Source organism: Paenibacillus sp. JNUCC32, assembly GCF_014863545.1.
Classification (GTDB): domain Bacteria; phylum Bacillota; class Bacilli; order Paenibacillales; family Paenibacillaceae; genus Paenibacillus_AQ; species Paenibacillus_AQ lautus_A.
Genome location: NZ_CP062260.1, coordinates 153,550 through 167,025, shown reverse-complemented (window position 1 = coordinate 167,025; position 13,476 = coordinate 153,550). Strand labels below are relative to the sequence as shown.

Genomic DNA, 13,476 nt, shown 5'->3' with positions numbered 1-13,476 from the left:
ATAAGTTGCTAAAAGTACGGCATTCTAAAGAGGATGAGCCTTACTATATACCGGCAAAGGAGGGTAGTTTCAATGAAATCGAAGGCACGGCCCGCGCTGCTCGATCCTGTTAAAATGCGGCTGGAACATTGCGAAGATGTCATCTACCAATCCTTGCGTCTCCATGGATCGACGTGCACCGTCATCTACATCGAACCTATCGTGGATATCAGCACCCTGCACGAATACATCGTCAAACCGTTGATTAAGGAAGCTGCGAAGGTTCAGCATGATTTCCATGATTTCATTGACCGCATGGATCGCGGAGATATGCTGTCGGTTCCATTCGAGCGCTCTTCCTCGGCCGAGTATATTGCCGATATGATCGTTGAAGGCAGAGCCGTCGTGATTGTGGAGAAACTGGCCGAGGCTTATTTATTCGACATCGTCTCGTATCAGAAGCGGGCGGTTTCGGAATCCCAGAACGAGCTGGTCGTGAACGGACCGCAGGAAGCGTTTATCGAAGACATCGGCACGAATCTATCGCTGCTCCGGCACAAAATCAAGCATACGGATCTCAAAACCGTACGCTATCAGATCGGCGACTATTCTAAAACCGCCGTTTATATGGTGTACGTTGACGGTTTGTGCAAACCCGAAATCGTCGCTCAAGTGGACCGGCAGCTGAGCAGCATGTCCATCGACGGGACATTCGGGATCAGCACCTTGTCCGAACAAATGAAGGAAGGCATAAAATCCCCCTTTCCTCAGTTTCAGTACACGGAACGCCCCGATTCCGTTGCCGCATCCCTGCTTGAAGGCCGGGTCGGCATCATGCAGGACGGAACGCCGTCGGCGCTGATCGTGCCCGTTACCCTATTTTCCCTGCTGCAGTCGTCCGAGGATTATTACCACAGCTTCTTCTCCTCCAGCTGGATTCGGATCGTCCGCTTCATGTTCGCGATTATTTCATTATTGATGCCTGCCCTGTATGTCGCTATCACAACATTTCAGCCATCCATCATACCAACCGATTTGCTGATCACCTTAGCCGCATCGCGTGAAAACATACCGTTCTCCGCTTTGGCGGAGGCGCTGATCATGGAGCTGACCTTCGAAGCGCTGCGGGAAGCCGGAACGCGTATCCCGAAGCCCGTCGGGCAGACGATATCCATCATCGGCGCCATTGTCATCGGACAAGCCGCGGTGGAAGCGGGGATCGTCTCAAACCCCATGGTCATCGTGGTGTCGATAACGGGCATCGCTTCTTACATCATACCGCACTTTGAACTGGGGCTTGCATTCCGCTTGTTGCGTTTTCCCATCCTCATTCTCGGAGGAACGCTCGGTCTGATCGGCGTCTTTACGGCCGCCTTCCTGGTGTATGGCCATATGGCTTCCCTGAAATCATTCAATACGCCGTATCTGCAGCCCGTTGCACCGCTTGTCTTATCGGAATGGAAGGATACCTTCGTGCGGGCACCGTCCATGCTGATGAAGAACAGGCCGAAAACCTATGCATCATCCAACAATTTAAGGAGACGAAAACGATAATGCAACTAATCAAATGGTTGAAAATTCTGCTGCCATTATCGTTGTTGACAGGCTGCGGCTTCAATATGACCAAGGTTGAGATCAATGAGCAAACCTTCGTTTTTGCCATGTACGTGAATAAGGGCCCGCAAGACGAAAGCGTGGAGGTGACGATCAGCGCTCCCTTGCCGAACCGGCTTACATCCGGACGTCAAGCAGGCGGCAAGGGCGGCGGAGATCCGTATGCCATGGTGACCAAATCATCCACCACCGTGCAGGATGCCCTCCACCTGATCCAACGGGATCTTTCACGGCGTTTCGACTTCAGCCACACCAAGGTTGTTGTCGTTGGCAAGAGCTACGCAGAAGCCGGATTAGCGGATCTGATGGATTGGCTCCAGCGGGAACCGACCACGAATATGAGCATTTACATCATGGTTGCGCCCGGAGACGCGAAAAAAGTCGCCGAGCTGACGCCGGTCTTTGAACAGATGCCTTCGGAAGTGCTCACCCGCTTTGCGGACCAGCACAACATGATCACCACGAACCTGAAGGATTGCCTTTATGCCGAATCGGCCAATCAAGGGTATGCCCTGACCTATTTGTCGGCAGGCATGAAGCCTATGGTCGCCGATCAGGAGAAGCTGGAGCCATGGGCAGGAATTCAAGGCACAGCGCTGTTCCGCAAGCATAAGCTGGTTGCCACCCTACCTATGAAGGAGTCGCTGGCCGTCAGTTGGGGAGTGAATGAATTAAAAGCCCCCCTGTATACCGTTTCATGGAATGATGGAAAAGCCAGCGTTTTCCTGATTTCAACCAGTTCTAGCAAATCCGTGCGCATGGTTTCTGGCCATCCAGTGTTCACAATAAAGTTAAAAGGAACGGGAGATGTCGTATACAAAAAAAATCAAAAGCAGTTGGATACCCTCCAGGCGAAAGAGATCATAGAACATGAGCTCAATGATCAAATAGCAAGTTATCTAAGAAAGGCCCTTCATACTTCGCAACGAGTAGGCGCAGACATTCTGCAGTTGGGAATGCTGGTGGACTGGAACTATCCGGATCATTGGCAGCAGGTTCGCTCCAACTGGCCCGACTATTATAAAAACGAAGTTGAGATCCAGGTGGATGCCGACATCAAGGTACGGAACTTCGGAGCCATACTCAAATCGAAACTGAAATAAGGAGGCAGACCGATGCTCGCTCTTCTGTTTCTCGTATACGCCTTGGCGGAATGGTATGTCGCGAAGAAAAAGGCAAAGGGATCCCGCGAAAAGTGGACGATGCTCATCCTGATCCTTGCATTTACCGTTTGGAATGTATTCGCCTTGTTCTCTCGCGAGTGGCTGACCCCCAACCATCTGATTATGCTGCTGTTCGGTTGGCTGGATAAGTTATAAGAACTTAAAAACGGAAAGGATGTACGAACCCAACATGCGAAATACTCCCTGGCAGCTGTTTCGTTTCGGATTTGTCTATCTAAACGCCATACCTACGGGATTTCTAGTCACTCCTCTCTTGTGGAACTCGGCATATTTGGGATGGGCTGCGATTTTGGGTGGTTATGCGATGAGTTTGGTCTTCTTGTGGTTTATGATGAAACTCGGGCTGTGGGATCCTCGGAAACCCTGGATCAATTTTGGCAGTGCCCTGGTCAGCAAATGGATTCACTTCCCGATCGTCGCTTTGGTATTCTTCTGGTCTATCAATTACATAGGGATGGATATCGAAGGCTTCACGTTATTCTTCGATACCAATTACATGCGGGAATCTCCCCAGTGGTTCATCCTCCTGATTGTGGGCCTGGTCGTTATGGTTACGGCCAGGTGGGGAATGGAGACGATGATTTATATTTCCGACGGGCTGTTTCTTGTCATTGTTGTTGCCATTGTGGCCATGAATATGTTTTTCTTCAAGGAAGCGCATTGGGATATGATGATCGCGATGGTCAGGCATCACAATTATGAGTCGGCGATCAAGGACAGTTTGTTCTGCCTTTCATTCTTCGCTGAATGGATCGTGTTCCTCTTTCTCGCTCCCTATATCCAATTCAACAAGAAATCCTTTCGTAACCTTGCTGCGGCAGGACTGTTGGTCACGATAGGCGTAATGCTCCAATGGGCATCGGCATTGCTGAATTTCGGCCCCTATCTAGGGCGCGAGATGCAGTATCCGCTCGTCGAATTGATGCGTGCAGCCAGCGGGTTTCTCGGCAATTCCGATCCGCTGATCATTGGGTTATGGAGCAGCTCGATGTTCTTCCACAGTGCCTTTCTTATCCACGTAAGCGTAAGGTGTATGGCGAAACTCCTTAACCTGAAGCAAATGGATGGTCCCCTGATCGCGATCATTGGGGGAACCGCTATCGTAATTGCGTACCAGTATTCGCAAAATCCGATCCTTTTTCAGCAAGACTTCAATTCCTTCGGGATGGCGGTATTCTTCATTCTCATGGAGTTCATCCCTATTTTCTATTGGATTGCCTCCCTGTTCCGTAAACGCAAGCGTAAACCAAAATCAAGACCAAAGCCTGACCAAAAAACCGCTTGAGAGTCTTGAAATTTGTAATGAATCGCCCTCCCACCCTTTTCATATTTCGAAACTCAACATAAAAAAAGAGCGGCCGTCAACCGCTCTGATCTTATAGATAAACATGAGTAAGAAGAAATTTTCTCGGTGAGTATGATAAACCTCTTTTGTTTATACTTTCTGATCTCGTCAAAAAACCAACATTTTATGTAAGCGCTTCCTACAAAAAGGTTCTTTTATTGTAAGCAATTGGCATATTATATAGTACAGTAGACCAGCTAAGCAAGGGTGGCAGCAGGAGGTGATCGGCATGGGCGTGAATGAAGCTTTGGCTTTAATGATTTCGTTCGCCACTCTGGTCGTTTCGATCCTTGCCTTCCATAATAAGAAATAGACCCGTCCTGGAACAGATGAATCTATTTCTTACGTCTGGTTGCAAGCAAATATCCACCTTGCGGGCGAAGATCTGCTGTACGAGGAGTCGGCGGCAACCGGCTCCTTTTGTGATACACAAAAATATCCTATTCCGATTTTTGCGGATTTATGACTCGGCGACATCCATTACGTCTTCAGAATCGCCTGTACATCGGCTAAAATTTTCTCCATCCGTTTGGAGCTCTCCTCATACATTTTCTTAGCTTTCTTACTTTTCGTGCTGAGACTGAACAATTCCAAATCCGCCTGGCATTTCTTTAAATTTGCATACAAGAGCTTCCGTCCCTCGTTTTGGGGCACCTGGATCTGATCGTTATACAAATCGACGGTTAATTGTCCATAGGTATCGACTTGAGCAAGGAATACGTCCTTGATTCTGGCGCCCTGCTTGTCCAGCTCTTCCACCAGCCATCCATGATTGAAGCCCGAGACGCGCAGCGGTTCATCCATGACCTCGCCATCCATGATCACAACCTGCCCAGGTTTTTCCGGCGCTACCTGTATACCTAGATCCTTGGGAGTCAAAGGCAAACTTTCACGCTTCTGCAGGACATTGATCTCACCGCTGGATTCCATGATGGCAAATTCCACGTCGGCGACCTGAAACACGTCTTTTTTGCGGAGCTGCTGCATCAGCTCGTCTGTCGACAGCCTTTCCTTCTTTAAATTATCTTCTAATATCTTGCCGCCTTGAATGAGCACGGTTGATTTAAAATCGATAAAATCCCTTGCCTTTTTGCTCTTGATTTGCAGAAATTCGATGAGAAGCGAGCAGGCAACCCAGACGCCCAGAGCCACGAGCCCTAAATACCAGTTTGCTTCCAGATCCAAGGATATATAGGCAGCTATGCTACCGATCGTGATCCCTGTTAAATATTCAAAAAAAGATAGCTGCGTCACCTGGCGCTTGCCAAGCAGTTTCGTCATCAGGAACAGCACGACCACGGCACATACGGTTCTAAGTACGATTTCCAACCATTGAGGCACAACAACGACCTTCCTTTCGATGTAATGACATAGCAATCACTATATAGATTATTGTCAAATATCCTAATTGAAATCACACCATTATTTTCCTTGCCATGCTTCATGCATGTTCTTCTCCAAAATGCGTACATTATTACGCATGAAAGGAGTGATAAAAACCAATGACCGTAGCTTCCGATGTGAAAACATGCCTCTCATCCTTAAAAAGCGCTCAGGCCAGCCTTGAGCAATTTGCGCTGTCTACGCAAGATCAAAATGCCAAGGATCTGTTCACTACCGCGGCACAACAAACGCAGCAAGTCGTAGACCAAGTAGCCCAGCGGGTTCAGCAGCTTGAACAGGAAGAGCCTCAGTATAAAGGTTTCTAAGCATTGTTTTTTTGCTTTCTCCTATGCTGAAAGCCCATGCATACCTCCTATCTTTCCCGGATAGGAGGTTATTTACATTGTGTTATTTTTTATTGAGTTATCATCACCATCAGGGTAAAGTGTTAATAACGGAGACTGAATATAAGGGGGTAATTCTATGAATAATGGTATGCGTCCTATCGATGTCATCACGTTCGGCGAATCGATGGGATTATTATATCCCGAAGGCACACGGGGCATTGGCCAGGGAGGAACCATGGCCCAGTCCTTCGGCGGCGCCGAAAGCAACCTCGCCATCGGGCTTTCCAGGCTTGGCTGCAGCAGCGGATGGTTCGGCCAGCTCGGCAACGATCCGATCGGAACCGGCATTTTGAAAACGCTTCGAGGTGAAGGGGTCGATGTTTCCAGCGCCAGACAAACGGATGCTGCACCGACCGGTCTTATGCTGAGACAGAACGTTCGCGGTCAATCCTCCGTCTATTACTACCGCAAAGGCTCTGCCGCCAGCCAAATGACGCCGGACCATGTAGACTCCGAATACATAGCCAAGGCCCGCATCCTTCATTTCACGGGCATCACAGCCGCCTTAAGCAGCAACTGCCTGGAGACGATACGGCATGTCATTTCCGTATGCAAAACGCATGGCGTCCAGATCAGCTTTGATCCGAACCTCAGGCTGAAGCTGTGGAACATTGAGGAGGCTCGCCCCGTATTGCTGGAGCTTGCCGAAAGCTGTGATTATTTCCTCCCTGGCTATGATGAATGCAAGCTGTTGTTCGAAACGGAGGACGAGCAGGTGATCCTGGACCGTCTGCGTCAGCTCCCCGGCATGTCCGTAATCAAGAGTTTCGACGGAAACAACGTTATTGTTCGGGAAACCGGGACCTACTCCCTTCCTTTTGAGCGTGTGGATAACGTAGTGGATACCGTTGGCGCGGGAGACGGCTTCTGCGCAGGCTTCCTGGCAGGCATTGCCAAAGGCTGGACACCGGAAGAGGCCTTGTCCCTAGGCGGATTAACCGGATCCCTGGTCATCCAAGCCCCAGGTGACTGGGAAGCGCTTCCGACCTGGGAGGAAGTTCAACAGCGGCGAGGAAATGCCGCCCATATCGAACGTTGACCCGCTATGATTGGATATCAAGCCATCATCTAATAGAATGCATAGATTAAGAAGGAGTGTATAACATGAAAAAATTGAAACTGATCGAACAGATCCATCAGGCTGGCGTTGTCGCGGTCCTGCGCGGCGATTCTCCCGATGAGGTTGTAGAGATTGCCAAACGCGCGATTGAAGGCGGGATCAAGGTCATCGAGGTGACCATGACCGTACCGTTCGCTACGGAAGCCATTACGACGTTATCCAAAATGTACTCTTCCAAAGACCCGCAAGCGGACAACTATGCCATCATCGGAGCCGGTACGGTTCTGGATGCAGAAACGGCCAGAATCACGATCCTGGCCGGTGCCGAGTTCGTGGTCTCCCCAGGGTTCGACCGCGATACGATTATGCTCTGCAACCGATATCGCATTCCGGTCATGCCGGGTGCCGTTACCGTCCATGATATCGTGGCCTCGCTTGAGCTTGGCGTCGATGTCGTTAAGCTCTTCCCGGGTAATCTGTACTCTCCGTCCGTCATACCGTCTCTGAAGGGCCCGCTGCCGCAGGCCAATATCATGCCGACCGGAGGCGTGAATCTGGACAATCTGCATGAATGGATCAAGGCCGGGGCATTCGCGGTCGGAATCGGGTCCGATCTGACCAAAGACGCGCTTAAGAGCGGAGACTTCAATTTGATTACGGAGAAGGCCCGTGCTTATATCCACGCCTTTAAGGAAGCTCAAACCTCCCATAAATAATCTTTAAGCACATGCCGTAGTAGTTCATAGATGGCGTTCGCTGCATGTTTCATCTTCATAAATAACAGACAAGCCTATCAAGTCGATCTTGATAGGCTTGTCTGTTATTAGATCCTTCTCTTTCCGAACCATCGTTTCTGTGTAATCATGCCCGTTGTAAAACCGCCTGCAACAATCGTCAGAATGGAGTACACAAAGGTGCTTCCCGAGAGCAGAACGCCTCCGAATCCGATGATGACGGCATCCATCAGCAAAATAATGACGCCTACATTCAATGGCAAATACCTTGCCAGAAAATGAGCCAACAGATCCGTTCCGCCCGTGCTTGCATCATTCCTCAGCATCAATCCTAGCCCGGCTCCGATCAACGCACCGCCTATGGGCGCGCTGATAATCACATGGGGAGCAAAAAAACGCAAAAAATCCGTTTGCAACGGGGAGAGCAAATCGATGACAAACGAAGATATCAGCATGCCTGACAGACTATTGTAAAAGATTTCGCGATTTAACATCCAGGCGGCGATAAACATGGGGATGCTGCACAAAATGATTACGAATCCGATATGTAGGTCAAACACGTAGTTGGCGATCAGAGCAATCCCGATAACTCCGCCATCCAGAACTTTATGCGGGACAAGAAAAAAATTGGTCCCCATCGCGATCAGAAAGCTTCCGATCACGATAATGACATGTTTTCGAAATGACAGCATATCCCACATCTCCATTTATAAAGGCATGTCTTATTCATATGCTTGTCATTTCGAAAAATTGCGAACTCGCTGTCCCGCATTTGAAAAAAAATTCCATCGGAATGTCTATCGCTTATTCGGATTTTACATAAAGCAAACGCTCGGTGCGCGCCATCACTTTGGTTTTCATATACGGATGATTCTCATAGCAATAATCCACGAAGTACCCCGGCTTCTCTCCATTCCATGGAAAAATATCGTAATGCATCGGAATGGTCAAATCGAATGCCGACGCTGCAGCAAGTTCTGCGGCTTCCCGGAAGCCCATGTTCCCGACGATGCCGTCCTTCCGGCGGAAGGCATCTCCCCCATTGATCGGCACCATCCCGATATCAATGGAGTGCGCCTGCAGCCTTTCCACCAATCCGGGATAGACTACGGTATCTCCCGCATGGTAGATCAACACGCCCTGGATGTCCACCAGGTAACCGACAAATCGGTGTCCAAACTCTTCATGCTCATCCAAGGTCTCGTGGGCAGCCGGAATCGCCATCAGACGAAAGCCGTCAAACTGCTGCCATTCATCGCATACGGCCGCAAACAGCCGCTCCGGCGCCACGCCGGCACCGCGCATCGCTTCATGGCAGCATGCCGGCGCAACAAACGCTGTTTCCGGATTCTGTTTGGCGATGACCGCAATCGTTCCGAGATCCATATGATCATCGTGCTCATGGGTGATCAGGACCATGTTTGCATTCGTAATATGCTCCGGCTGCAGCGGAGCCGGAAACGCGCGCTGAAATCCCGCTTTGCGTTCCAGGTCGGCTGACATATAAGGGTCGATATAGATGACGACCTCCCCGCCCTTCAGGACAACACTCTCCTGACCCAAAAACCATACGGCCGCCATCCCATCAGTTGTAGACGTCCGGTTGATTTCATCGATCAGCTGCTCCGGCCCCCGGCTGCTGCCGTTCTGTTCTCTCATCTCTGTCCTCTCTCCTTCCTGTTCCTAACATGACTAGATTATACCATGACGTACCCAGTATAAATCCGGATGTTCATAGATTCTGTTCCCCAAGAGAATCGCAGATCCTCCCTTCATTCCGGCTCGGCACACCCTAGCGTTCTTATTCTGCAAATCAGGGCAGACCGTCAAAAGAAAAAAAGGGTTGAAGGTAAGCTGAATGGCTTACCCTCAACCCGTGTGATTGAGTCTATTTTCGTTCAAGCGGCTTCTTCCAAACTCCAAGCAGCACACCCGAGATTACCGAACCAATGAGAACCGAGAGCAGGAACAGGAGCGCATGATTGGCGAGAGCCGCGACAAAGATTCCCCCGTGCGGGGCAGGAACGTTGATGCTCCACAGCTGCGTCAGCCCGCCTGCCACCGCGGAACCGAGAATACAGGATGTCAACACGCGCAGCGGATCGGCTGCGGCGAACGGGATCGCCCCCTCCGTTATGAAGGAAAGGCCCATCACATAGTTGGTCACGCCCGATTTGCGTTCCTGCTCCGTGAACTTATGCTTGAAGAACGTCGTGGCCAGAGCAATGGCCAGCGGAGGCACCATCCCGCCGGCCATGACCGCAGCCATCATGGCTCCGTTCGTGTTGCCGCTGGATGTGAATACGCCGATCGCAAATGCATACGCCGCTTTATTGAAGGGACCGCCCATATCAATCGACATCATCCCGCCCAGAATCAGACCGAGAATCACCGCGTTGCCGGTACCCAAATTGTTAAGAATATCAATCAGGCCGAGATTGATCCAGCTGAAGAACGGATCGAACAAGTAGAACATGATCGTTCCGGTAACAAGCAGGCCGACGACCGGGTACAACAGAATCGGCTTTAAGCCGTCAAGCGCTCGGGGCAGCCCCGCAAACGCTTTGCGCAGCAGGATAACCACATAACCGGCCAAGAAACCTGCCGCAAGACCGCCAAGGAACCCCGAATTGGAATTGAGGGCCATCAGGCCTCCGACCATGCCGGGCATCAATGCCGGACGATCGCCTATGCTGAGCGCTATGAAGCCCGCCAGAACCGGAATCAGGAAGTGGAAGGCACCGTCTCCTCCGCCGATCGTTTGCAGCAGCTGGAAGAGCGGATGATCCTCGCCGGCAAGCTGCTCGATCAGGAAAGAGATGGCGAGAAGAATGCCGCCGCCCACGACAAACGGCAGCATGTGCGAAATACCATTCATCAGGTCCTTGTATACTTTCGTGCCTATGCTGCCCTTCTCCGCGTCCTTCACCGTCGGCTCACCGCCGCCTTCGCTGCGGTAGATCGGCGCCTCGCCGCCCATCGCCTTGCGGATCAGCTCCTCCGATTTGCGGATGCCGTCGCTGACAGGACGCTGGAGAACGGGTTTTCCGTTAAAGCGGGCCATCTCCACGTTTTTGTCGGCGGCAATGATGACGCCTGAGGCCCTGCGGATTTCCTCTTCCGTCAATACGTTCTGCGCGCCCTCCGAGCCGTTCGTCTCTACCCGGATTTCGACGCCCAACTCCTGGGCTTTCTTCTTAAGGGCGTCTTCGGCCATAAACGTATGGGCAATGCCGGTCGGGCAAGCTGTTACGGCAACCACAAACGGAGTCGAGGCCACGGCAGATACATCCCGTTGGTCAGCTGGGGCAGCAATGTCGGATTCCCGATGCTTGTTCTCCGCTTCTTCTTGTACGGCTTCCCTTTTTTTGGCCGCTTCCCTCTCAGCTTTGGCGGCTTCTTCAACCGCCTGCTTGGAGTCGAATAAAGCCGTTACCTCCGCCGGCGTCTCCGCCTTCATCAACTGCGCGATGAATTCCGCATCGATCAACAGCCTCGATAACGCTGCAAGGGTACGCAGATGCGTATTCCCCGCTCCTTCGGGAGCAGCGATCATGAAAAAAACATGCGCCGCCTCACCGTCCAGCGCTTCGAAATCCACGCCACCGCTGCTCTTGGCAAACACGACGGTCGGCTCGTTAACCGCTTTCGTCTTGGCGTGGGGCATCGCAATGCCGCCGCCGATCCCCGTACTGGATTCGGCTTCACGCTTCAGGATCATCTCTTTAAACAAAACCGGATCGTTGATCCGCCCGCTGGCGGCCAGACTCCCGATCAGTTCATCGATGGCAGCCTCCTTCGTGACCGCCTTCAGATCCATGATCATCGTTTCTTGTATCATTAAATCCGTAATTCTCATGTGATTCACACTCCCTTGAAATCTTCGTGGTGATAACCGCGCCATAACCGCCCATTACCGGTTATTCGATGTGAAGCGGCTCACCACTCCATGATCCTAACCAGAGGAAGCAGCTCATCAATCGCTTCCCTTGCCGCCAAGTCGTCCGAGAACGCCGTAGCGCTTCCAGAGGCGACCCCCGTCCGGAATGCCTCGATCGGGCCCTGTCCCTTCGCAAGCGTGCCGACGAATCCGGCAATCATCGAATCGCCGGCACCGACCGAATTACGGACGGTACCCGGCGGAACATGGGCGTGATAAACCCGATCGGCCGTGATGAACAGCGCCCCTTCTCCGGCCATGGAAATTAGGACATGCTGCGCGCCCTTCTCAAGCAGTCTCCGTCCGTACTCCACAAGCTGCTCTCTTGAGTCAATGACAACGCCGAACAACTCGGCCAACTCGTGGTGGTTCGGTTTCACAAGGAGCGGCTTATAGGCCAATGCCCTCATTAGAGCCTCACCCGTGGTATCCATGACGAATTCGGCGTCGCCCTTTCGGCACGCTTCGATCAGACGGCCATAAAAGTCCGAATCCAGCGAAGGCGGCACGCTGCCTGACAGCACAACGATATCGCCGGCTTCAAGCTGTGACAGCTTATGGAGCAGCTCATTGGTTTCGTCTTCCCGGATATCGGGTCCCAAGCCGTTGATCTCGGTCTCTCCGCCATGCTTCAGCTTAACGTTGATGCGGGTATCGTCCGCGATGTTCACGAAATCCGTGCGGATTCCTTCCTTGCCGAGCATCTCGTCGATATAACGGCCGGTGAAACCGCCAAGAAAACCGATAGCCGTATTATCGGCTCCCAGCTGGTTCAGCACACGCGATACGTTAATTCCTTTCCCGCCCGGAAACTTCATGTCCCGGGTCATTCTGTTCAATCCGCCAAGCTCGATATGCTCAACTTCCACGATGTAATCAATGGAAGGATTCAGTGTAACCGTATATATCATCATGATCCCTCAATTATTTTGGTTTTCTGTGAAATGACCTTCTTCCATGATTCCGGCAAGGACTCCGTAATCAGCGTCGCTTCGCTCAGGTCCAGCAATTTGGCGAAGGAAACCTCTCCGATTTTGCTGGAATCCGCAAGGACGTAACTGGAAGCGGACAGCTGGTGGGCCCGCCGCTTGATCAAGGCTTCTTCCGGATCGGGGGTGGTGTAGCCCATCTCCGCATCCACGCCGTTCGTGCCCAGAAAGCACCGGTCAAAACGGAAGTTGTCCATATTTTGCAGCGCGATGCTTCCGATGACGGCTTTGGTATGAATCTTCATCATGCCGCCCAGCAGATAGCTTTTGATCCGCTTGCTGACCAACGCTTCGATATGGGATAAACCGTTCGTGACAACCGTGACGTCTTTGGCGTCGATGAACGGAATCATGGCCAGCGTGGTCGTACCCGCATCCAGGTAAATGCTTTCTCCATCCTCAACCTGTGCAGCAGCCAACCGAGCAACCGCATTTTTTTGTTGAATGTTTCTGAACGTTTTCTCCTCAATTCCAGGTTCTTGTATCTTTGGGCTCGGCAGAGCGGCTCCGCCATGAATACGCTTTAGCAATTGACGTTCTTCAAGGTCGATCAAATCCCGCCTTACCGTTGATTCCGAAGCTTCAAGGAGTTCTACCAATTCCTGCAGCTTCACGACACCGCGCTGTTGTAAGCGCTCTAATATGATTCGGTATCTTTCTTCCGTCAGCATAATGAATCCCCCTCTACAGCATATAGTATCATATTTGCCTCGAAAAACAATCTAAAACTTCCAAAAACATTCATAATCATTCAGGAAATCGATGAATGATTTACCATCCTGGCAAGCTGCCAAGTTGGAGAGTTTCCTCTTATGGAGGACAGTTTGCCCCATAGCAAGCC

At 51.3% G+C, this 13,476-nt stretch carries 14 protein-coding genes; 8 read left to right on the top strand and 6 right to left on the bottom strand.

Features of this window, described 5'->3' with window-relative positions; genetic code table 11:
• Positions 1–72 precede the first annotated feature (72 nt).
• From JNUCC32_RS00765 to JNUCC32_RS31805, 5 genes are all read left to right on the top strand, one after another.
• A complete protein-coding gene (locus tag JNUCC32_RS00765) occupies positions 73–1,533 on the top strand; it encodes a spore germination protein (protein ID WP_192570785.1) in 1,461 nt (486 codons plus the stop codon).
• Positions 1,533–2,696: a Ger(x)C family spore germination protein gene (locus JNUCC32_RS00760; protein WP_192570784.1), complete on the top strand. Its 1,164-nt coding sequence runs from the start codon at positions 1,533–1,535 to the stop codon at positions 2,694–2,696. Before JNUCC32_RS00765 ends, JNUCC32_RS00760 begins: the two co-directional genes overlap by 1 nt.
• Positions 2,697–2,708: 12 nt before the next feature.
• Positions 2,709–2,912, top strand: coding sequence for a hypothetical protein (locus JNUCC32_RS00755; protein ID WP_192570783.1), 204 nt, complete (start codon positions 2,709–2,711; stop codon positions 2,910–2,912).
• Positions 2,913–2,946: 34 nt separating this feature from the next.
• The gene (locus JNUCC32_RS00750) at positions 2,947–4,062 is read left to right on the top strand and encodes a GerAB/ArcD/ProY family transporter (RefSeq protein ID WP_192570782.1); all 1,116 of its coding nucleotides are present in this window, start codon (positions 2,947–2,949) and stop codon (positions 4,060–4,062) included.
• Between the two features lie 289 nt (positions 4,063–4,351).
• On the top strand, positions 4,352–4,435 hold the full coding sequence (locus JNUCC32_RS31805) for a putative holin-like toxin (RefSeq protein ID WP_223260591.1): 84 nt from the start codon (positions 4,352–4,354) through the stop codon (positions 4,433–4,435).
• 167 nt (positions 4,436–4,602) lie between these two features.
• On the opposite strand, the gene JNUCC32_RS00745 is transcribed toward JNUCC32_RS31805, so the two are convergent.
• Positions 4,603–5,463, bottom strand: a complete 861-nt coding sequence (locus JNUCC32_RS00745; protein ID WP_192570781.1) for a DUF421 domain-containing protein — start codon at positions 5,461–5,463, stop codon at positions 4,603–4,605.
• A 161-nt stretch (positions 5,464–5,624) separates the two neighbouring features.
• On the opposite strand from JNUCC32_RS00745, the gene JNUCC32_RS00740 reads away from it, so the two are divergent.
• The 3 genes from JNUCC32_RS00740 to JNUCC32_RS00730 all read left to right on the top strand — a co-directional run bounded on the left by JNUCC32_RS00740 (position 5,625) and on the right by JNUCC32_RS00730 (position 7,688).
• Complete coding sequence (locus tag JNUCC32_RS00740; RefSeq protein WP_009595791.1) at positions 5,625–5,831, top strand: DUF1657 domain-containing protein; 207 nt, start codon at positions 5,625–5,627, stop codon at positions 5,829–5,831.
• Positions 5,832–5,988: 157 nt separating this feature from the next.
• Positions 5,989–6,951 carry a sugar kinase gene (locus JNUCC32_RS00735; RefSeq protein WP_192570780.1) on the top strand — a complete coding sequence of 321 codons (963 nt, stop codon included), beginning with the start codon at positions 5,989–5,991 and terminating at the stop codon, positions 6,949–6,951.
• Positions 6,952–7,016: 65 nt separating this feature from the next.
• Positions 7,017–7,688, top strand: a complete 672-nt coding sequence (locus tag JNUCC32_RS00730) for a bifunctional 2-keto-4-hydroxyglutarate aldolase/2-keto-3-deoxy-6-phosphogluconate aldolase (protein WP_096776389.1) — start codon at positions 7,017–7,019, stop codon at positions 7,686–7,688.
• Positions 7,689–7,795: 107 nt separating this feature from the next.
• Here the strand turns inward: JNUCC32_RS00730 and JNUCC32_RS00725 are convergent, their stop codons facing one another.
• From JNUCC32_RS00725 to JNUCC32_RS00705, 5 genes are all read right to left on the bottom strand, one after another.
• Positions 7,796–8,398, bottom strand: a complete 603-nt coding sequence (locus JNUCC32_RS00725; protein ID WP_036659917.1) for a YitT family protein — start codon at positions 8,396–8,398, stop codon at positions 7,796–7,798.
• A gap of 112 nt (positions 8,399–8,510) precedes the next feature.
• Complete coding sequence (locus tag JNUCC32_RS00720) at positions 8,511–9,365, bottom strand: MBL fold metallo-hydrolase (RefSeq protein ID WP_192570779.1); 855 nt, start codon at positions 9,363–9,365, stop codon at positions 8,511–8,513.
• A 229-nt stretch (positions 9,366–9,594) separates the two neighbouring features.
• Positions 9,595–11,565, bottom strand: a complete 1,971-nt coding sequence (locus JNUCC32_RS00715; protein WP_192570778.1) for a PTS fructose transporter subunit IIABC — start codon at positions 11,563–11,565, stop codon at positions 9,595–9,597.
• Positions 11,566–11,645: 80 nt separating this feature from the next.
• Positions 11,646–12,557, bottom strand: coding sequence for a 1-phosphofructokinase (pfkB, locus tag JNUCC32_RS00710; protein WP_192572563.1), 912 nt, complete (start codon positions 12,555–12,557; stop codon positions 11,646–11,648).
• Complete coding sequence (locus JNUCC32_RS00705) at positions 12,557–13,306, bottom strand: DeoR/GlpR family DNA-binding transcription regulator (RefSeq protein WP_192570777.1); 750 nt, start codon at positions 13,304–13,306, stop codon at positions 12,557–12,559. The genes pfkB and JNUCC32_RS00705 overlap by 1 nt, the downstream gene beginning before the upstream one ends.
• Positions 13,307–13,476: the final 170 nt, after the last annotated feature.

Coding starts and splice junctions, on each gene's coding strand:
- JNUCC32_RS00765 (WP_192570785.1), top strand. CDS start 73: ATGAAATCGAAGGCACGGCCCGCGCTGCTCGATCCTGTTAAAATGCGG.
- JNUCC32_RS00760 (WP_192570784.1), top strand. CDS start 1,533: ATGCAACTAATCAAATGGTTGAAAATTCTGCTGCCATTATCGTTGTTG.
- JNUCC32_RS00755 (WP_192570783.1), top strand. CDS start 2,709: ATGCTCGCTCTTCTGTTTCTCGTATACGCCTTGGCGGAATGGTATGTC.
- JNUCC32_RS00750 (WP_192570782.1), top strand. CDS start 2,947: ATGCGAAATACTCCCTGGCAGCTGTTTCGTTTCGGATTTGTCTATCTA.
- JNUCC32_RS31805 (WP_223260591.1), top strand. CDS start 4,352: ATGGGCGTGAATGAAGCTTTGGCTTTAATGATTTCGTTCGCCACTCTG.
- JNUCC32_RS00740 (WP_009595791.1), top strand. CDS start 5,625: ATGACCGTAGCTTCCGATGTGAAAACATGCCTCTCATCCTTAAAAAGC.
- JNUCC32_RS00735 (WP_192570780.1), top strand. CDS start 5,989: ATGAATAATGGTATGCGTCCTATCGATGTCATCACGTTCGGCGAATCG.
- JNUCC32_RS00730 (WP_096776389.1), top strand. CDS start 7,017: ATGAAAAAATTGAAACTGATCGAACAGATCCATCAGGCTGGCGTTGTC.
- JNUCC32_RS00725 (WP_036659917.1), bottom strand. CDS start 8,398: ATGCTGTCATTTCGAAAACATGTCATTATCGTGATCGGAAGCTTTCTG.
- JNUCC32_RS00720 (WP_192570779.1), bottom strand. CDS start 9,365: ATGAGAGAACAGAACGGCAGCAGCCGGGGGCCGGAGCAGCTGATCGAT.
- JNUCC32_RS00715 (WP_192570778.1), bottom strand. CDS start 11,565: ATGAGAATTACGGATTTAATGATACAAGAAACGATGATCATGGATCTG.
- pfkB (WP_192572563.1), bottom strand. CDS start 12,557: ATGATATATACGGTTACACTGAATCCTTCCATTGATTACATCGTGGAA.
- JNUCC32_RS00705 (WP_192570777.1), bottom strand. CDS start 13,306: ATGCTGACGGAAGAAAGATACCGAATCATATTAGAGCGCTTACAACAG.